General features: G+C 63.5%; 22 protein-coding genes and 3 tRNA genes. 7 read left to right on the forward strand and 18 right to left on the reverse strand.

Annotated features, from left to right (window positions below):
- Positions 1-31: 31 nt before the first annotated feature.
- Together LHL23_RS09500 and LHL23_RS09505 are read left to right on the forward strand one after the other, a co-directional pair.
- Positions 32-481 (forward strand): YHS domain-containing (seleno)protein, encoded by a 450-nt coding sequence (locus tag LHL23_RS09500; RefSeq protein ID WP_226429676.1) that lies wholly within the window; start codon positions 32-34, stop codon positions 479-481.
- Between the two features lie 204 nt (positions 482-685).
- The gene (locus tag LHL23_RS09505) at positions 686-1,156 is read left to right on the forward strand and encodes a CoA-binding protein (RefSeq protein ID WP_222481010.1); all 471 of its coding nucleotides are present in this window, start codon (positions 686-688) and stop codon (positions 1,154-1,156) included.
- Positions 1,157-1,397: 241 nt separating this feature from the next.
- Here the strand turns inward: LHL23_RS09505 and LHL23_RS09510 are convergent, their stop codons facing one another.
- Together LHL23_RS09510 and hisF are read right to left on the reverse strand one after the other, a co-directional pair.
- The gene (locus LHL23_RS09510) at positions 1,398-1,715 is read right to left on the reverse strand and encodes a phosphoribosyl-ATP diphosphatase (RefSeq protein WP_226429677.1); all 318 of its coding nucleotides are present in this window, start codon (positions 1,713-1,715) and stop codon (positions 1,398-1,400) included.
- An 11-nt stretch (positions 1,716-1,726) separates the two neighbouring features.
- A complete protein-coding gene (gene hisF, locus LHL23_RS09515) occupies positions 1,727-2,488 on the reverse strand; it encodes an imidazole glycerol phosphate synthase subunit HisF (RefSeq protein ID WP_226429678.1) in 762 nt (253 codons plus the stop codon).
- A gap of 210 nt (positions 2,489-2,698) precedes the next feature.
- On the opposite strand from hisF, the gene LHL23_RS09520 reads away from it, so the two are divergent.
- Positions 2,699-3,145 carry a DUF302 domain-containing protein gene (locus LHL23_RS09520; RefSeq protein WP_226429679.1) on the forward strand — a complete coding sequence of 149 codons (447 nt, stop codon included), beginning with the start codon at positions 2,699-2,701 and terminating at the stop codon, positions 3,143-3,145.
- Positions 3,146-3,147: 2 nt separating this feature from the next.
- Here the strand turns inward: LHL23_RS09520 and LHL23_RS09525 are convergent, their stop codons facing one another.
- The gene (locus tag LHL23_RS09525) at positions 3,148-3,435 is read right to left on the reverse strand and encodes a hypothetical protein (RefSeq protein WP_226429680.1); all 288 of its coding nucleotides are present in this window, start codon (positions 3,433-3,435) and stop codon (positions 3,148-3,150) included.
- Between the two features lie 35 nt (positions 3,436-3,470).
- Positions 3,471-4,193 carry a 1-(5-phosphoribosyl)-5-[(5-phosphoribosylamino)methylideneamino]imidazole-4-carboxamide isomerase gene (gene hisA / locus LHL23_RS09530; protein WP_039189700.1) on the reverse strand — a complete coding sequence of 241 codons (723 nt, stop codon included), beginning with the start codon at positions 4,191-4,193 and terminating at the stop codon, positions 3,471-3,473.
- Positions 4,194-4,328: 135 nt separating this feature from the next.
- Between hisA and LHL23_RS09535 the strand changes: the two genes are divergently transcribed.
- A complete protein-coding gene (locus LHL23_RS09535; protein WP_226429681.1) occupies positions 4,329-4,715 on the forward strand; it encodes a DUF2147 domain-containing protein in 387 nt (128 codons plus the stop codon).
- Between the two features lie 18 nt (positions 4,716-4,733).
- Here LHL23_RS09535 and LHL23_RS09540 read toward each other — a convergent pair whose 3' ends face one another.
- Both LHL23_RS09540 and LHL23_RS09545 read right to left on the reverse strand, forming a co-directional pair.
- Positions 4,734-4,985: a WGR domain-containing protein gene (locus LHL23_RS09540; protein ID WP_226429682.1), complete on the reverse strand. Its 252-nt coding sequence runs from the start codon at positions 4,983-4,985 to the stop codon at positions 4,734-4,736.
- A 110-nt stretch (positions 4,986-5,095) separates the two neighbouring features.
- Positions 5,096-5,632 carry a peroxiredoxin-like family protein gene (locus tag LHL23_RS09545; RefSeq protein WP_222481027.1) on the reverse strand — a complete coding sequence of 179 codons (537 nt, stop codon included), beginning with the start codon at positions 5,630-5,632 and terminating at the stop codon, positions 5,096-5,098.
- A 115-nt stretch (positions 5,633-5,747) separates the two neighbouring features.
- Between LHL23_RS09545 and LHL23_RS09550 the strand changes: the two genes are divergently transcribed.
- Complete coding sequence (locus LHL23_RS09550) at positions 5,748-6,479, forward strand: AraC family transcriptional regulator (RefSeq protein ID WP_226429683.1); 732 nt, start codon at positions 5,748-5,750, stop codon at positions 6,477-6,479.
- Between the two features lie 66 nt (positions 6,480-6,545).
- Here LHL23_RS09550 and hisH read toward each other — a convergent pair whose 3' ends face one another.
- Positions 6,546-7,184: an imidazole glycerol phosphate synthase subunit HisH gene (gene hisH, locus LHL23_RS09555; protein WP_065266277.1), complete on the reverse strand. Its 639-nt coding sequence runs from the start codon at positions 7,182-7,184 to the stop codon at positions 6,546-6,548.
- A 1-nt stretch (position 7,185) separates the two neighbouring features.
- Positions 7,186-7,773, reverse strand: coding sequence for an imidazoleglycerol-phosphate dehydratase HisB (gene hisB, locus LHL23_RS09560; protein ID WP_027236985.1), 588 nt, complete (start codon positions 7,771-7,773; stop codon positions 7,186-7,188).
- A 196-nt stretch (positions 7,774-7,969) separates the two neighbouring features.
- Between hisB and LHL23_RS09565 the strand changes: the two genes are divergently transcribed.
- Positions 7,970-8,209: an Lrp/AsnC family transcriptional regulator gene (locus LHL23_RS09565; protein ID WP_039179418.1), complete on the forward strand. Its 240-nt coding sequence runs from the start codon at positions 7,970-7,972 to the stop codon at positions 8,207-8,209.
- Between the two features lie 74 nt (positions 8,210-8,283).
- On the opposite strand, the gene LHL23_RS09570 is transcribed toward LHL23_RS09565, so the two are convergent.
- The 7 genes from LHL23_RS09570 to LHL23_RS09600 form a co-directional block, all read right to left on the reverse strand.
- On the reverse strand, positions 8,284-9,636 hold the full coding sequence (locus tag LHL23_RS09570) for an aminotransferase (protein WP_226429684.1): 1,353 nt from the start codon (positions 9,634-9,636) through the stop codon (positions 8,284-8,286).
- A gap of 152 nt (positions 9,637-9,788) precedes the next feature.
- A tRNA-Gly gene (locus LHL23_RS09575) sits at positions 9,789-9,863 on the reverse strand.
- 144 nt (positions 9,864-10,007) lie between these two features.
- A tRNA-Gly gene (locus LHL23_RS09580) sits at positions 10,008-10,082 on the reverse strand.
- A gap of 90 nt (positions 10,083-10,172) precedes the next feature.
- The gene (locus LHL23_RS09585) at positions 10,173-10,586 is read right to left on the reverse strand and encodes a very short patch repair endonuclease (RefSeq protein ID WP_226429685.1); all 414 of its coding nucleotides are present in this window, start codon (positions 10,584-10,586) and stop codon (positions 10,173-10,175) included.
- Positions 10,571-11,473 carry a NaeI family type II restriction endonuclease gene (locus LHL23_RS09590; RefSeq protein WP_222481037.1) on the reverse strand — a complete coding sequence of 301 codons (903 nt, stop codon included), beginning with the start codon at positions 11,471-11,473 and terminating at the stop codon, positions 10,571-10,573. The genes LHL23_RS09585 and LHL23_RS09590 overlap by 16 nt, the downstream gene beginning before the upstream one ends.
- 120 nt (positions 11,474-11,593) lie before the next feature.
- Positions 11,594-12,553, reverse strand: coding sequence for a DNA cytosine methyltransferase (locus LHL23_RS09595; RefSeq protein WP_222481039.1), 960 nt, complete (start codon positions 12,551-12,553; stop codon positions 11,594-11,596).
- Positions 12,554-12,697: 144 nt separating this feature from the next.
- Positions 12,698-12,772: transfer RNA gene (locus tag LHL23_RS09600), tRNA-Gly, on the reverse strand.
- 156 nt (positions 12,773-12,928) lie between these two features.
- Here LHL23_RS09600 and LHL23_RS09605 point away from each other — a divergent pair.
- Entirely contained in the window at positions 12,929-13,114 is a 186-nt protein-coding gene (locus LHL23_RS09605; RefSeq protein WP_226429686.1) for a hypothetical protein, read from the forward strand.
- A 78-nt stretch (positions 13,115-13,192) separates the two neighbouring features.
- On the opposite strand, the gene LHL23_RS09610 is transcribed toward LHL23_RS09605, so the two are convergent.
- The 3 genes from LHL23_RS09610 to LHL23_RS09620 all read right to left on the reverse strand — a co-directional run bounded on the left by LHL23_RS09610 (position 13,193) and on the right by LHL23_RS09620 (position 17,202).
- A complete protein-coding gene (locus LHL23_RS09610) occupies positions 13,193-13,414 on the reverse strand; it encodes a DUF2314 domain-containing protein (RefSeq protein ID WP_264181193.1) in 222 nt (73 codons plus the stop codon).
- The gene (locus LHL23_RS09615) at positions 13,392-13,586 is read right to left on the reverse strand and encodes a hypothetical protein (protein WP_226429687.1); all 195 of its coding nucleotides are present in this window, start codon (positions 13,584-13,586) and stop codon (positions 13,392-13,394) included. The genes LHL23_RS09610 and LHL23_RS09615 overlap by 23 nt, the downstream gene beginning before the upstream one ends.
- A gap of 172 nt (positions 13,587-13,758) precedes the next feature.
- The gene (locus LHL23_RS09620; RefSeq protein ID WP_226429688.1) at positions 13,759-17,202 is read right to left on the reverse strand and encodes a pyruvate carboxylase; all 3,444 of its coding nucleotides are present in this window, start codon (positions 17,200-17,202) and stop codon (positions 13,759-13,761) included.
- Positions 17,203-17,349: the final 147 nt, after the last annotated feature.

A 17,349-nucleotide genomic window follows, 5' to 3' on the forward strand; every position in this document is an offset into this window, starting at 1 on the left:
AGCCTGTTACGAGACTGAAAAGGAGAGCATCTTGGCCTTGCGTCTGGTCCTGATGTCAGTTGCGGTTTTCTTCCTGTCCCTGGCCGGTGCGGCCAGGGCAGACATGGCTGTTTTCTCCTCCCAGGGCGGTGTTGCAATCGGCGGCTATGATGCGGTCGCCTTTTTTGAGCACGGCGCGGCAGAACAGGGGCGGCGCAGCAATGCGGTGATGTGGAAGGGGGTCGTGTGGCGCTTTGCCTCCGCCGGCAACCAGGCCCGGTTCGAGTCGAACCCGCGGGCCTATGCCCCGGCCTTTGGCGGCTATTGCGCCTATGCGATGTCGCAGGGACAGGTCCATTCCGGCGATCCCAGGATCTGGGCCATCGTGGACGGCGAACTGTTTCTTCTGAACAACCGCAGGGTTCACCAGCTGTGGCAGGCGGACAAGGTGCAGATGATCGCGGATGGGCATTCGCATTGGCCGGCAGTCCTGCGCAGATAGCTTGTCACCTCACAAATTCGCGATTACCCCTTTTTTTTCTCAGACTGTGACCCATATTCAATACAGACTGCGGAGTGGAACCACCGCAGATCTTTTTCACTGTCCCTCGTTCCATACCTTGCGCCCGGTTCGTCCGGGCGCATTTTTATTTGCGGGCAGCGAATCCCGCTTTGCCGCGGCCGGCGCCGCAGCTAGGGTGCGGGCATGACAGACTACAGCGATGAGCATCTGAAGAAAGTCCTGCAAAGGGCCAAGACCGTAGCGGTGGTGGGCGTGTCGATGAACCCGGTGCGCCCCAGCTACTATGTGGCGCGCTATCTGGGCCTCAAGGGGTTCCGGGTGATTCCGGTGAACCCGGGCCATGCCGGCAAGACTCTGTTCGGTGAAACCGTGCGGGCCAGCCTGTCGGAGATTGATCTGCCGGTGGATATGGTCGACATCTTCCGCCGCTCAGAGGCGGTTCCGCCGGTCGTGGACGAGGCGCTGGAGGCGTTTCCCAAGCTGCAGACCATCTGGATGCAGATCGGGGTGGAGCACGCCGAGGCGGCCGCCAAGGCCGAGGCGCGCGGGGTGACGGTGATCCAGAACCGCTGCCCCAAGATCGAATACCAGCGCCTGTTCGGCGAGCTGCGCATGGGCGGCTTTGCCACCGGAATCATATCCTCGAAACTCTGACAGCTGGCGCGGGGCAGGGCGCTCCCGCCCGTTGCTGCCGTCCTGCCGGACAGCATGCACGCTTGGGCCGGGCGCCGCTGCGCGGCGCAAGGGAATTTCTGAGACGCCATTGAGGGGCAAAGGTGCCCTCAATGGCCGAGCCGAATGTGTTTTTCTTGGCGCGTCAAGGGCAAGCCGCTTGTGCCGCGCGGAGGCTGCGCCTCCCTTTACCCGCCGCAAACGGGCCGGTTGAGCGCTGGGTTCAGCCCTTGGGGCGGCCGGCCTTCTCGGCAATGCCGCTGAGGCCTTGGCGTTCTGCAAGCACCTGCAGCACATCATCCAGCGCCACATCGCGGGCGGCCAGCATCACTAGGAAATGATAGAGCACATCGGCGCCTTCGGAGGCGAGCCCCGCCTTGTCATCTTTCACCGCTTCGATGATCGCCTCAATGGCTTCCTCGCCGAATTTCTCGGCGCATTTCTCTGGCCCCTTGGCGAGCAGCTTGGCAGTCCAGCTGGTCTCCGGATCAGCTCCTTTGCGCGCCAGTATGGTGGCTTCGAGATCGTGCAGCAGGCTCATCACATGCCCCTTCAGTTCAGCCGCATCGCAATGCCGGCGGCAGCCATGTGTTCCTTGGCTTCCTGGATCGTGTATTCGCCGAAGTGGAAGATCGAGGCCGCCAGCACCGCGCTGGCGCCACCCTTGGTCACGCCTTCCACCAGGTGATCCAGGTTGCCGACGCCGCCCGAGGCAATCACCGGCACGTCCACCGCATCGGAAATCGCCTTGGTCAGCGGCAGGTTGAAGCCGGATTTGGTGCCGTCCCGGTCCATCGAGGTGAGCAGGATTTCCCCGGCGCCCTTGGCCACCACAGTCCGTGCGAATTCCACCGCGTCTATGCCGGTCGGCTTGCGCCCGCCATGGGTGAAAATCTCCCAGCGGCCCGGCTCCACCGTCTTGGCATCAATGGCGCAGACGATGCACTGGCTGCCGAACTGATCCGCGGCTTCAGCGATCACATCCGGATTTGCTACCGCGGCTGAGTTGAAGGAGACCTTGTCGGCGCCTGCCAGCAGCAGCGCCCGCACGTCCTCCTTGGTCCGCACCCCGCCGCCGACGGTCAGCGGCACAAAGCACTGCTCGGCGGTGCGCTGGACCATGTCGAACATGGTGCCGCGGTTTTCATGGGTCGCGTGAATGTCGAGAAAGCAAATCTCATCCGCGCCCGCCGCATCATAGGCCTTGGCGCATTCCACCGGATCGCCCGCATCGCGCAGGCCGACAAAGTTGACACCCTTGACCACGCGCCCGTCAGCGACGTCGAGACAGGGAATGATACGGGTTTTCAGCATGGATCGTGCCTTTCAAGCTGCTTGCCCCGTGGGTACGCAAAGCCTGCGGCAAGCGCAACAGATATGGCAGATGCTGCGCGTTTTGGTCCGGCCCTCTTGCGCGGTCCGCACGGAACCGCCGGAACCGGGTGGTCTCGCAGAAGTGAATTGCCCCTGCGGGATGACAGCCCCGATGATGTGCAGATGTCCCTGATTTCCTGAGTATCTGTTATGAAAAAATCTCTTCCCCTCGCAGGCGCCATTGCGCTCGCCTCAGCGCTTCCCGCCGCAGCCGAACTGGTGACCGTGCCAAGCCAGAAACCCGTGGCGGAGACCATGGACGCGCTGCAGGCCGCGGTGGAGGGCGCGGGCGCCACTGTCTTTGCCCGGGTGGATCACGCCGCAGGTGCGCAGGCGGCGGGGATGGAGCTGGCGGGATCGCAGCTCCTGATCTTCGGCAACCCCAAGCTCGGCACCCCGGCGATGCAGGCGGATATGCGGGCAGGGCTCTATCTGCCGTTCAAGGTTCTGGCTTACCAGGATGCGGATGGCCAGGTCTGGCTGACCTATCAGGATCCGGCAGAAATGCTCTCCGGCCTCGAAATCCCCGCTGATGCAGAATTCGTTGCCAAGATGCAGGGCGCCTTGGGCAAGCTGACTGCAAAAGCGGCGGAATAGGCTCAGCGCCGGGACGCCAAATAGCGCGAGACCGCGATGGCGATGCCCCACAGCAGCCCGGCCCCAAGCGAAACCGGGCCAAAGACCAGCGGCCCCCAGGCGGCAAAGACCCCCATGGAATAGGCGGTCTCTCCAATGTCGCGGCCCAGCACCACGCAGGGGTTGGCAAACCCCTCGTGGATTTCGCAATCAAAGCCGAACCCCAGCAGCATCACAAACGCGATGCACAACAGCCAAAGCACGATTGGCCCTATGGTCAGGACGGCAAGGATGCGGCGGACAAGGCGCATGCGGTTTCCTTTCGCCGGGGCTCACCGGGCTGGCGTCAGGCTTTCAGAACCGCCAGCGCCTCTTTCAGGTCAATGGCGCCATCATACAGCGCCCGGCCCGAAATCGCACCGTTCAGCGGCGCGCCGCAGGATTTGAGCGCCCTGAGGTCATCCAGCGAGGACACGCCGCCGGAGGCAATCACCGGGATGCTGACCGCATTTGCCAGATCGGCAGTGGCTTCGACGTTTGGACCCTTCATCGCGCCGTCGCGCAGGATGTCGGTATAGATGATCGCGGCCACGCCCGCGTCCTCAAAGGACTTGGCGAGGTCGGTCACCATCACGTCGGTTTCCTCGGCCCAGCCCTTGGTTGCGACCTTGCCGTTGCGGGCGTCGATGCCGACCGCGACCTTGCCGGGGAATTCCCGCGCCGCCTCGCGTACCAGATCCGGGTTCTCCACCGCCACGGTGCCCAGGATCACCCGTGCCAGCCCCTTGTCGATCCAGCGCTCGATGGTCGCCATGTCGCGGATGCCGCCGCCCAGCTGCGCAGGCACCTTGGTCTGCTTCAGGATCTCCTCCACCGGCGCCGCATTCACCGGCTCGCCGGCAAAGGCACCGTTGAGGTCCACCAGATGCAGCCACTCGCAACCCGCCTCGACAAACTCCAGCGCCTGTGCGGCGGGGTTGTCGTTGAACACGGTGGTCTTGTCCATCTCGCCATGCAGCAGGCGCACGGCCTGGCCGTCTTTGAGGTCAATCGCGGGGTAGAGGATCATCCTGGCGGTCCTTCGTGAAATCAAGCTGGCGGTGTTTTGCACAAGCGCGGTCTGAAATGCAACGCGACCCGAAGTCAACCTTGCCTCAAAGACCGCATCAGGGACAGGCTGCCTGAAAAACAGGGAGGAAATGGAATGAAACATCTTCTGGCAGGCTTGGCCGTCGCATTGGGGCTGGCGGGCGCTGCGGCGGCGGACCCGGTGCTTGGCGTCTGGAAAACGCAACCCGACGACGGCTCTTATGCCCACATCCAGATGGCCCAATGCGGTGCCGCGGTCTGCGGCAAGATCGCCCGCACCTTCAACAGCGAAGGCGAGTACAAGTCCCCCAACATCGGCAAGACGCTGGTGATCGACATGGTGCCAAACGGCGACGGCTCCTATGAGGGCAAGGTCTGGCGGCCCTCCAACGACAAGATCTACATCGGCAAGATGGATCTGGCAGGCAGCTCCCTGGCCTTGCGGGGCTGCGTCGCGGGCGGGCTGATCTGCTCGAAACAAACCTGGACCCGGGTCCAGTAACCGCCTCGGGGGCTGCCGCTACAGCAGCCCCAGCTGCACCGGGATCGGCGCATAGCCGCGTTTCAGCTGCCTGTCCCGGAACCCTTCAAATATCGCCAGCGCCTCGGCGTGCGCCGCAAAATAGGTCCGCTTCAGCGCGCCGCCGGGCGCGTTCAGCGGACCGGACACACGCTCAACACACCAGTCGCCGAACAGCGTCGGCGTCAGGCTCAGCTGGCAATAGCGGTGCTTGCCTTCGGCGTGGTCGTATTTCTCGAAACGGATATGCAAGGGAGGGGCTGCCGCAGTGACAAAAGGTCCGCCCCGTATGCCTCGAAGCGGACCTCTTGTCTATTGCTCAAACCGGCGAAGTGCACCGGCCCCCGCGGCAGCTGTGACGCTTACACATCACCCGTGTATTCGCCGCGCGCCGGGTAGTTGTTGGGGATGGCAAAATCCAGCGCCGCCACCAGTTCGGCGAAATGCGGGCGCACAAACGGCATGGTCTGCACCGAGCCGTAATACAGCGTCTGCTCCGGCGTCACCAGGAACAGGCCGGGTTCCGAAAACAGCGCCGGCTCTTCAATCCCGATCGAGGTCTTGCCGCGCGAAGTAGAGATATACAGCCCCCATTCTTTGGCCACAGACAGCGGCAGGCCGTACCCGAACCGCAGTTCCTTGGCTTCGATCTTGTCGGCCATTGCACGTGTGCGGTCCTCGCCGTCAGAGCTGATGGCGATGCAATTGACGCCGCGCTCGGCAAAGGCTGCGACCTTCTTCTCGAACTCCTTCAGATAGGTGGCGCAGATCGGGCAGTGCAGACCGCGGTAGAAGCAGATCACGGTGCCGCGCTCGGCCGTTTCCGAGGACAGGTCAAACTGCCCGTGGTCCAGTGTCGGCAGGGTCAGGTCCGGGGTCTTCTGGCGGGGGATCAGCATGCAATTGGTCCTCGTGAGTGGTGGGGGAAGTTGTGTGAGTGGTGGTGCTTGCCCCAATGTATCGCGCAGTTTACTGTCGTATAAATCCGAAAAACCTGATGGAAACACCGAAAACATGGACCGCCTCACGACTTTAATGGATCGATTCCAGCTCGCCGTGCGGGCCGCTGACCCGGGCGAGGCCAACCTTCTCTCTCTGGCGGACGCGGCAGGGGAGCCGGTGCGGATCCTCTACAGCACCCGCGGTCCGTTGGCGGATCCGGCTCCGGGCGCGGTCATGTGGGCAGCGCGGGTGGAATGGTCGGGGCAAAGCAACCCGTTCCTGGCCGCCCTGCCGCCGGTGGTTGAGTATGACGTTTCAGGCAATGCCGAGGCGCAGGGGCTGGTCAGGCTGATGCGGGACGAGGCAGAGGGCCAGCACTGCGGCGCGCAATCGGTGATCAACCGGCTGGGCGAGGTGCTGATGGTGCGCCTTTTGCGCAACCAGATCCGGAAAGGCGCGACAGAGCCGGGTCTGCTGGCGGGCCTCGCCGACCCGCGTCTCAGCCGGGCCATCGTGGCGATGCATGACCATCCGGGCCGCCTCTGGACCAATGCCGACCTGGCGCAGGAAGCAGGCCTGTCGCTGTCGCGCTTTGCGGAACTCTTTGCGGCAGAGGTGGGCGAAACCCCGATCGGCTACCTGCGCCGCTGGCGGCTGATTCTGGCGCATCAGGACCTCGCACGCGGCGACCGGGTGGAGGCAGTGGCACGCCGATATGCCTACACCAGCCCCGAGGGCTTCACCCGCGCCTTCCGCAAGGCCTACGGCGTCGCGCCGGTCTCCCTTCGCTCCGCTGCAGCCTGAACGCCACGGCTTTCATCTTTCCCCAAATACTCCCGCCGGAGGCAACGGCGCTTCAGCGCCGTCCCCTTACGGTTTCCAGGTCAGGAAGTTGCCGATCATCCGCAAGCCAGTGGCCTGGCTTTTCTCCGGATGGAACTGCATGCCGACCATCGTGTCCCGGCCGATGACCGCGGTCACGTCGCCGGCATAATCCACATGCGCCAGCCGCTCCGCCGGATTCGCCACCCGGAAATGGTAGGAATGCACGAAATACACGTGATCGCCGCTCTGGATGCCGTCAAACACCGGGTGCGCGTGGTCGATCACCAGATCGTTCCAGCCCATATGCGGCACCTTCAGGGAGGCATCCGCGGGCGTGATCTTCACCACATCGCCGCCAACCCAGCCTAGGCCCGGTGTATCCTCATACTCATGCCCGGTGGTCGCCATCAGCTGCATGCCGACGCAGATGCCCAGGAACGGCCGGCCTTTCTGCTCCACCGCTTCGACCATGGCGTCATAGATGCCCTTGTGGCCGCGCAGCTCAGCCGCGCAGGCGGGGAAGGCGCCGTCGCCGGGCAGCACCAGCCGGTCGGCCCGCGCCACCACATCGGCGTCAGAGGTCACCACGACCTCGCCTGCATCCATTTCCCGCGCCATGCGTTGGAACGCCTTTTCGGCGGAGTGCAGGTTTCCGGATTCATAGTCGATAATTGCGGTCAGCATCTCAGAGCGCGCCCTTGGTGGACGGAATCGCGTCCGCCTTGCGCGGGTCGGTCTCCACCGCCAGCCGCAGCGCGCGGGCCACCGCCTTGAACGCCGCCTCGGCGATGTGGTGGCTGTTGAACCCGTGCAGCTGGTCGATGTGCAGGGTGATGCCGCCATGGGTGCTCAGGGCCTGAAAGAACTCGCGCACCAGCTCGGTGTCAAAGGCGCCGATCTTTTGCGTGGGCAGCTCAACATTCCAGATCAGGAAGGGGCGCGCCGACAGGTCCAGCGCGCAGCGCACCTGGGCGTCATCCATCGGCAGGTGGCATTCGCCGTAGCGGCGGATGCCCTTCTTGTCCCCTAGGGCCTGCACCAGCGCCTGACCCAGCGCGATGCCGGTGTCCTCCACCGTGTGGTGGTCGTCGATGTGGTAATCGCCCTTGGCGCGGATGGTCATGTCGATCAGCGAATGGCGCGCCAGCTGGTCCAGCATATGGTCGAAAAAGCCGACCCCGGTCTGGTTGTCATAAACCCCGGTGCCGTCGAGGTTGATCTCGACAGAGATATCGGTTTCCGCAGTCTTGCGGGTCACTTTGGCGGTACGCATTGCGGGCTGTCCTTCGTCATGCTGCACGCGCGCTTATAGGGCGGGCAGGGGGCACGGCTCAAGTGCGGCATTGTGCATGGGGGTCAATCTGTTGCAGCAATCCCGGCCTTGTCCTGGTCCCATCCCGGCCTATTGCACCCGGATGCGCCGCATGCGAGCTTGGGCGCAAATCCGTGACCATTCAAAAGGGGCACCCATGTCCACCTGCGTCTTTGTCCAGATCCGCTGCAAACCCGGCACCACCTACAAGGTGGCCGAGGAGATTGCCCTGCGCGAAATCCATTCCGAGCTTTACTCCACCAGCGGCAACTTCGACCTGCTGATGAAGCTCTACATCCCGACGGGTGAGGATGTTGGCAAATACATCAACGACCAGCTGCTGCAGATCGAAGGGATCGAGCGGTCGCTGACCACAATGACCTACAAGGTGTTCTGAGGCATCCGGAACACAGGCCGCAGACAGAAAAACGCCCCGCAGTGCGGGGCGTTTTCTTTTTCCAGTGCGGGGGATCAGGCGGCGATCAGCCCCTGTTCCTGCAATTCGGCATGCGCCGTATCAACACCTGCCTTCATCCGCGCCAGCATGTCGTCCACCTCGGCTTTGGTGATGATGATCGGCGGGCACAGCGCCAGCGCGTTCCCCGCGACCGCCCGCAGGATCAGCCCGTTCTCCTGGCAGGCCTTCTGCGCCGCCGCGCCTGCTGCGCCTTTGTCAAAGCTGGCACCGGTGGTCTTGTTCGACACCAGCTCCAGCGCTGCGATCAGCCCCTTGCCGCGCACCTCGCCGACCAGCGGATGATCGGTGAAGATCTCGCGCAGCTGCGCCTGCATATAGGCGCCCACGTCCGCGGCGTGCTCAAACAGGTTGTCGCGCTCATAGATCTCCAGCGTCTTCAGCGCCGCGGCGCAGGCCGCCGGGTGGCCGGAATAGGTGTAGCCGTGGCCGAAGACGCCGACCTCATTGGTCTGGTCAATCATCGCCTCATACATGTAACCCGGGATGACCGAGGCTGAGATCGGGAAATAGGCCGAACTCAGCTGCTTGGCGAATGTCATCAGGTCGGGCTTGATGCCCATGGTGGTGCAGCCGAAATCGGCGCCGGTGCGCCCGAAGCCGCAGATCACCTCATCGGCCCAGACCAGGATGCCATGCTTGCGCAACAGCGCCTGCAGCTTCTCGTAATAGCCCTCCGGCGGCACGATCACGCCGGACGCGCCGGTGATCGGCTCGACAATCATCGCTGCGATGGTGCCGGGGTCTTCCGCCAGGATCTGCTGTTCCAGGTTGCTGATGATCCGGTCGACAAACTGCTCCTCGGTCTCATTCCCCTGGCGGCCTGTGTAATAATGCGGCGCGTCCGAGCGCAGGATGTGCAGCGCCTCCAGCGGCGCGTCGAAATGCGCAAGATTCGCGGGCAGGGAAGTCAGCGAACCGGCCGCCACCGTCACGCCGTGATAACCGCGCTCGCGGGTGATGATCTTGCGCTTCTCCGGCTTGCCGATGGCGTTGAAGTAATAGCGCAGCATCTTGTAGTGGGTGTCATTGGCGTCCGAGCCGGAGTTGCCAAAGAAGATGTAGGCATCCTCCACCGGCACCATCGCCTTCAGCTTCTCGGCCAGCTCCATGATCGGCTTGTGGGTCTTGCCGCCGAAGGTGTGGGTGAAGGGCAGCTTGTGAAGCTGTTCGGTGATTGCATCCATCACCTCGGTGTTGCTGTAGCCCAGCGAGGTGCACCACAGGCCTGCCAGCCCTTCGATGTATTTGTTGCCGTCCGTGTCATAGACATAGATGCCTTCGCCGCGGTCCAGGCACAGCTGTTCGGTCGCGGTGAAATTGGTGGTGGGATAGATGACTGGGGCCATGGCCAAACTCCTGCGATGATCTGCCCGTGAGCATTGTTTGGCAGTAGCATTGGCTTGTTTTTCAGCCCGCGTCAAAGGAATTTGATCAAATTTCACGAGGGCGTTTGAAAAAGCGAAAGGCCGCCCCGGAGGGCGGCCTTTTCGTTTCCCGATGGAGCGGGCGATGAGATTCGAACTCACGACCCTTACCTTGGCAAGGTAATGCTCTACCCCTGAGCTACGCCCGCGCTGCCATCCGGTGACGCGGTGAATAGGAAATCCGCGCGCAGGCCGCAAGCGGAAAATGACAGTTCAGTGAAGAAAGTGCCGCCGGTGCCGCGGTGCAGAAAAGCGAAAGGCCGCCCCGAAGGACGGCCTGTTCCGCTTTCGAATGGAGCGGGCGATGAGATTCGAACTCACGACCCTTACCTTGGCAAGGTAATGCTCTACCCCTGAGCTACGCCCGCGCTGCCATTCGGTGAGGCGGTGTTTAGGGTTTTCCCAAACGGGCCGCAAGAGGAAATTTTCAGAACCTCGCAAGTATCTGTGGATAAGCATTATTCTGCCGCTGTAAGGAAATCTGCGAGGCGGTCTTTCAGGGCGGCAAGATCCTTGGTCTCGCATTCCCAGATTGTCAGCACCTGCCAGCCCGCCGCCTGCAGCGCGGTCAGATGTTCGGCGTCGCGCTCCGCATTCCGGTGCAGCTTCGGCTCCCAATAGTCGCGGCGCGAGGCCGGGATGCGCCCGGCGCGGCAGTCATGCAGATGCCAGAAACAGCCATGCACAAAGATCACCTTGCGGCGCGGCCCGAACACCAGGTCGGGCTTGCCCGGCAGGTCCTTGCGGTGCAGGCGGTAGCGGTAGCCCATGCCATGCACCATCCGCCGCACCAGCATTTCCGGCTTGGTGTGCTTGGCGCGGATCTTGGCCATATTGGCGCTGCGCCGTTCCGGTGTCAGGGTGTCGGCCATTCCACGTGGTGCCTGGATTGTTCCACCATGCGGGCATGGTAGCTGTTTTCAATCCGGCAGGAAATGAAGGCGCTGGCCGGGCAGGGCGGCAGCCCCAGCGCTTTGATCAGCTGGGCATCCTTCTGGCCTTCCAGCAGCACGATCCGCTCGCGCGCCAGCATGTCGCGGGTGCCATGGCCGCCGTCGGCGCGGATGCGGCGCATGAAATCCTTCTGCTGCGCCACCGCCTCAACCACGTCGCGGGGAACCGGGCGGCCCTGGATCAGCCGGAACAGCCGCGCCATACGCTCGTTGCCGGTCTCGCCCGCAAAGATCTGCTCCACCGCCGCCTCATCCGCGGTGCGCCAGAAATTGGCGGGGTAGGGCTGGTCCTTCAGCAGCCACAGGATATGGCGGAACCCCTCGGCTGAAATGCTGCGCTTGGCATCCTTGTTCTGGCCTTGGGTCAGGTATTCCGGCCGGGCGATGATCAGCCCCAGATAGCAGCGCGCCCGCACTTCATCCGCTGCGACCAGCAGGCAGGCGCAATCAATCGCCTCGGTGGGGATCATCCAGTTGCCGCCCATCGTGTGCTTGATGTCGACATCCTGGCCCAGGATTTCTGTGTCCAGCCGCCCCTTGCGCAGCTTCAGCAGCGCCCGCAGCTCGATCTCGACCCGGGTGCCGATATAGGTCTTTTCGGTCTTCTCCAGCTCTTCATAAGCGCGCCGCCCGGTCTTGGGCGTCATGATCACATCGTCGATGCATTGGCGCAGCATCTGCGGCACATCGTATTCCAGCGCCAGCGCTCCGCCGGCACGGGTGGTGATCTCCTCCGCCAGCGGAAAGAGGACGCCAAAATCCGGATGGCCGGGGAGCACAAGGCTGTCGGGAAGTTTCTGTTTCATGAATGTCCACGCCCGGCCGCAAGGCCGGGCAGCGCCCGTCCCGCCCCCCATGGGACGGGCGCGACGCTTCCACCGCGCCGGGCCGGGCGCTGCCCTTGGCTCTGAGATAAGAGAGAGGCTTTATGCCCGCACAGCATGCAGCTTCGGCTTGGCAATCGCCGCCTTCAACTCACGCGCCACCGCCTCTGCCACCGGCGGCGGGAAGGCGTTGCCGACCTGGCGGTAGGCATTGGTCTTGGCGCCGGTGAAATGCCATGCGTCCGGGAAGCCCTGAATGCGCGCCACCATCCGCACCGTTAGGCGCGGCATGTCGTTGTGGAACGGATCCGGGGCTTCATTTGCGATGGTGCGCCCCTCAACCCCCAGCGCCGCCCAGGCGCGCCGCGCGCGGGTCGGCCCCAAATCGGGCCCCCCGTGTTTCTTGGAGCCGCCGACGATGGTCGGCGCAATCTCATCCGCCTTGGCGGCCCAATCATCCGCCCCGCGCCAGCCGCGCTCCTTCATCAGGTCGATCAGGGTTGCACCAACGGTCGGCGGGTTGTGCGGCAGCGGTTCGGGCCAGTTGAACTGGCCGGCAAATTCCTTGCGCAGGGCAACGATCGCCACCCGCGGCCGCAGTTGCGGCACACCGAAATCGGAGGCATTCAGCAGGCGCCAGTCGGTTTCATAGCCCAGCTTCGACAGCTGCTTTTTCAGCTTCTCGCGGTAGTCATGGAACACCGCATCCAGAAAGCCGCGCACGTTCTCGATCATCACCGCGCGGGGGCGGGTCGAATCCACAATCTCGATCGCATCATCGAACAGGTTGCGCTCGTCCTTCTCGCCCAGCTGCTTGCCGGCGACGGAAAACGGCGGGCAGGGCAGCCCGCCGGCCAACAGGTCGATGCCCTTGTAGTCGCCCGCGACGTCCTTGAACTTGCGCACGTCCTCTTCCAGCACGTTCCACGCGGGGCGGTTGTGGCGCAGGGTCGCGCAGCAGTGCTTGTCGATCTCAACCAGCGCCGTGTGGTCAAAGCCCGCCGCCTCGAGACCGAGGGCCTGGCCGCCCGCACCTGCGCATAGTTCTACCGATGTCAGCATTCTGCTCTGCCTGTCCGTTTCTGTTCTTGCTCTGTTCCTATGCGGTAAAGCGATTCCGCACAAGGTTTTCTGCACCCGGCCAGACTATGCGGAAATGCTGAAAAGCGAAAGGCCGCCCCGAAGGCGGCCTGTCCGTTTTCCCGATGGAGCGGGCGATGAGATTCGAACTCACGACCCTTACCTTGGCAAGGTAATGCTCTACCCCTGAGCTACGCCCGCGCTGCCATCCGGTGAGCGGTGAAATAGGGTCTCCACCCGCCCGCTGCAAGTGGAAAATCGGCGGCGGGTGAAAAAAATCTGCCCGGGCCGCGACGGAAAGGCAGAGGATGTGCGTTTGACAGTCAAACAAGAGGAACTTCAGGGGAGATTGAGCCCGTGCCTTGCAAGGATTACCTGCGGATCGCCAGCCTGGGTGTTGCGATTGCCCTGGGTCTGCTGGTGCACAGCGGTGAGCACCGCAGCGCACCGCAAGCGGACAGCTGGGCCGGCCCGATTGAGCAGCTCAAGCCGGTTCCAGTCGAAACCAGGACACTTCCGGCAACCGCTGTGTTGAACGCCTGATCCTGAAACGCTCGTTTCGTGATGCCGGTCCGGTGATTGAAAAGCCCGTAAGGCGGGCTTTCTCCGCCAGCGGCCTGTTTACCAGTCCTGAGGCACAGGGGTTGCTGACAGGACTTGTTCAAGCTGCGCCCGGCTGTCTGCATCCAGATGCGGTATCATCACCCGTGTGGTGAAGTTGCCGTACAGTTTCCCGTCAAGGAACACGCTCCAGTCGCGCAGGTTTGCCCGGTCAAATTCAACGGTGTCGCCGAAATGCTTGCCCGGCAGGTCATTCGGTTCATTCGCCAGCTTGCCGGTCATGCCGCCGCCGCTGGCAACGGTGAATTGGTCCACCCAGATGTTTCTCATGGCCATAGCTGGTCTCCAGCGCCACTTTGACCAATGCCCCGTCAGCTGCATTGCCCTGGCTGTCCAGAACATGGCTGAGAAAGGCATCCATCGAGCTTAGCGCCGAGCCGATGGCGGCGTTCATTTCCGTGTCCTCAGTCTCGAACTGGATGACGGGGTCCCCGGCAAATGCTGCGGCAGGGGAAAGTGCAACGAAAGCGGCGAAAATCAGAGGCCTGATCCTTTGAAACTCCACAAAAGAAAAAGCTGCGGCCAAGGGCTGGCCGCAGCTTCAACTTTAGCGCTTTCCGGCCGGCTTATTCCAGCTCGACCAGCAGATCCTTGGCGTCGATCTGGCCGCCGGCCTGAACGTGCACGGCCTTCACAACCGCGTCGCGCTCTGCGTGGATGCCGGTTTCCATCTTCATCGCTTCGATGGTCAGCAGCATGTCGCCTTCGTGCACCTGCTGGCCCACCTGCACCGCGACAGAGGCCACAACACCCGGCATCGGCGCGCCGACGTGGTTCGGGTTGCCTGCTTCCGCCTTGGCGCGGACTTCGGTCGAGGCCTTGACCAGACGGTTCGGCACCCGGATCACGCGGGGCTGGCCGTTCAGCTCGAAGAAGACCTTCACTTCGCCCTTCTCGTCGGTCTCGGAAATCGCCTGCAGGCGGATTTCCAGGGTCTTGCCCGGATCGATCTCGGCGGTGATCTCCTCACCTGGCTCCATGCCATAGAAGAAAGTCTTGGTTGGCAGGGTGCGCACCGGGCCGTACTGGCGGTGGCGGCCCATGTAGTCGAGGAACACCTTCGGATACATCAGGTAGCCGTTCAGGTCCTCGTCATCGACCTTGAAGCCTTCCAGCTCCTTCGACAGCTCCGCGCGGACCGCTTCCAGATTCACCGGCTCCAGATGCTTGCCCGGGCGTTCGGTGTTGGGCGCTTCGCCCTTCAGAACCTTGGACACGATACCTTCCGGGAAGCCGCCCGGGGGCTGGCCCAAGTTGCCGCGCATCATGTCGACCACCGAGTCGGGGAAGGCCACGTCGGTTTCCGGGTTTTCGACCTCATCGCGGGTCAGGCCCTGGGAGACCATCATCAGCGCCATGTCGCCAACCACCTTGGACGAGGGGGTCACTTTCACGATATCGCCGAACATCTGGTTCACGTCGGCATAGGTCTGCGCCACGTCAGCCCATTTCTCTTCCAGCCCCAGGCTGCGCGCCTGCGCCTTCAGGTTGGTGAACTGGCCGCCCGGCATCTCGTGCAGGTAGACCTCGGAGGCCGGGGCCTGCAGGCCGCTTTCGAACGCCGCATACTGCGCCCGCACCTGTTCCCAGTAGCCGGAGATCTCGCGCACCTTGGCGATATCGATGCCGGTGTCGCGGTCGGTGTTGCGCAGCGCCTCGACGATGGAGCCCAGGCAGGGCTGCGAGGTGCCGCCGGAGAAGGCGTCCATCGCCGCATCCACCGCATCCACGCCGGCATCCGCCGCAGCCAGGATGGTGGCACCGGCCACACCGGAGGTGTCGTGGGTGTGGAAGTGGACCGGCAGGCCGACCTCTTCCTTCAGCGCCTTGACCAACTGGCGGGCAGCGGCAGGCTTCAACAGGCCTGCCATGTCCTTCAGGCCCAGGATGTGGGCGCCGGCGGCTTCCAGCTCTTTCGCCATGCCGACATAGTACTTGAGGTCGTACTTGGCGCGGTTCGGGTCCAGGATATCGCCGGTATAGCAGATGGTGCCTTCGCAGACCTTGCCGCTCTCGACCACTGCGTCCATGGCAACGCGCATGTTCTCGACCCAGTTCAGCGAGTCGAATACGCGGAACACGTCGACGCCGGTGGTTGCCGCCTGGCGCACGAACTCCTGCACCACATTGTCCGGATAGTTGGTGTAGCCGACGCCGTTGGAGGCGCGCAGCAGCATCTGGGTCATCAGGTTCGGCATCCGCTCGCGCAGGTCGCGCAGGCGCTGCCAGGGGCATTCCTGCAAAAAGCGGTAGGCCACATCAAAGGTCGCACCGCCCCAGCACTCGACCGAGAATAGCTGACTCAGGTTCTGCGCATAGGCCGGCGCCACCTTGATCATGTCGATCGAGCGCATCCGGGTCGCCAGCAGGGACTGGTGGCCGTCGCGCATGGTGGTGTCGGTCAGCAAGAGCTGGCGCTGCGACTTCATCCAATCGGCCACCGCCTGGGCGCCCTTCTGCTCCAGCAGGTTGCGGGTGCCATAGGGCAGGTTGCCCACTTCCGCCTTCGGTGCGCGCGGCTCCTTCAGGTCGGCGGCGGGGGCGGCCCGGCCTTCGGTCTCCGGGTGGCCGTTCACGGTGATGTCCGCGATATAGGTCAGCACCTTGGTGCCGCGGTCGCGGCGCTTCTTGAACTGGAACAGGTCCGGTGTCTCGTCGATGAACTTGGTGGTGTATTCATTCGACAGGAAGGTCGGGTGCTTCAGCAGGTTTTCGACAAACGCGATGTTGGTGGAAACACCGCGGACCCGGAATTCGCGCAGCGCGCGGTCCATGCGGGCAATCGCCTTTTCCGGGGTCGGCGCCCAGGCGGTCACCTTGGTCAGCAGCGAGTCATAGTAGCGGGTGATCACGCCGCCCGCGTATGCGGTGCCGCCGTCCAGGCGGATGCCCATGCCGGTGGCGGAACGGTAGGCGGTGATGCGGCCGTAGTCCGGGATGAAATTGTTCAGCGGATCTTCGGTGGTGACGCGGGTCTGCAGCGCGTGGCCGTTCAGGCGGATATCGTCCTGGCTGGCCTTGCCGGTGGCCTCGGCAATGGTCTTGCCTTCGGCGATCAGGATCTGCGCCTGCACGATGTCGATGCCGGTGACCTCTTCGGTCACGGTATGCTCCACCTGCACCCGCGGGTTCACTTCGATGAAGTAGAACTTGCCGTCGTTCATATCCATCAGGAATTCGACGGTGCCCGCGCATTCATAGTTCACGTGCTGGCAGATCTTGCGGCCCAGGTCGCACAGTTCCGCGCGCTGTTCTTCGCTCAGGTACGGGGCAGGGGCGCGCTCAACCACTTTCTGGTTGCGGCGCTGAACCGAGCAGTCCCGTTCGTACAGGTGATAGATCTCGCCGTGCTTGTCGCCCAGGATCTGCACCTCGACGTGGCGGGCGCGGGTGATCATCTTCTCCAGATAGCCCTCGCCGTTGCCGAATGCGGCTTCCGCCTCGCGGCGGCCTTCCAGCACTTTCTCTTCCAGCTCCTTCTCGGCATGGATCGGACGCATGCCGCGGCCGCCGCCGCCCCAGGAGGCTTTCAGCATCAGCGGGTAGCCGATCTCGGCCGCTTCCTTGCGGATCGCGTCCATGTCGTCGCCCAGCACCTCGGTTGCCGGAATCACCGGCACGCCGGCGGCAATTGCCACCTTGCGGGCAGAGGCCTTGTCGCCAAGGGCGCGCATGGTTTCGGCCTTGGGGCCGATGAAGGTGATGCCATTGCGGGCGCAAGCGTCCACGAAATCCGGGTTCTCGGACAGCAGGCCGTACCCGGGGTGGATCGCATCGGCGCCGCTTTCCTTGGCCACCCGGATGATCTCGTCGATCGACAGGTAAGCCGCAACCGGGCCCATGCCTTCGCCGATGCGGTAGGCCTCGTCCGCCTTGAACCGGTGCAGGCCGAGCTTGTCTTCCTCGGCATAGACGGCGACGGTGCGCTTGCCCATCTCGTTGGCTGCGCGCATCACGCGGATCGCGATCTCGCCACGGTTGGCAATCAGGATTTTTTTGAAGTCGGTCATTTCACCCTCGGGGTCCGTGCAAGTTGGTGCAGTGTTAGGCGGATATTAGCGGCTGGTATAGACGTAGTTCTGGGTATTTCCGGCATGATTGCGCTCTCAAGCGGCCTGTTTTTCCATTCCTGATCCGCGTTTTGCCCATTCCGGCTG

This window comes from Leisingera sp. McT4-56, from assembly GCF_020514995.1.
GTDB classification, from domain to species: domain Bacteria; phylum Pseudomonadota; class Alphaproteobacteria; order Rhodobacterales; family Rhodobacteraceae; genus Leisingera; species Leisingera aquaemixtae_A.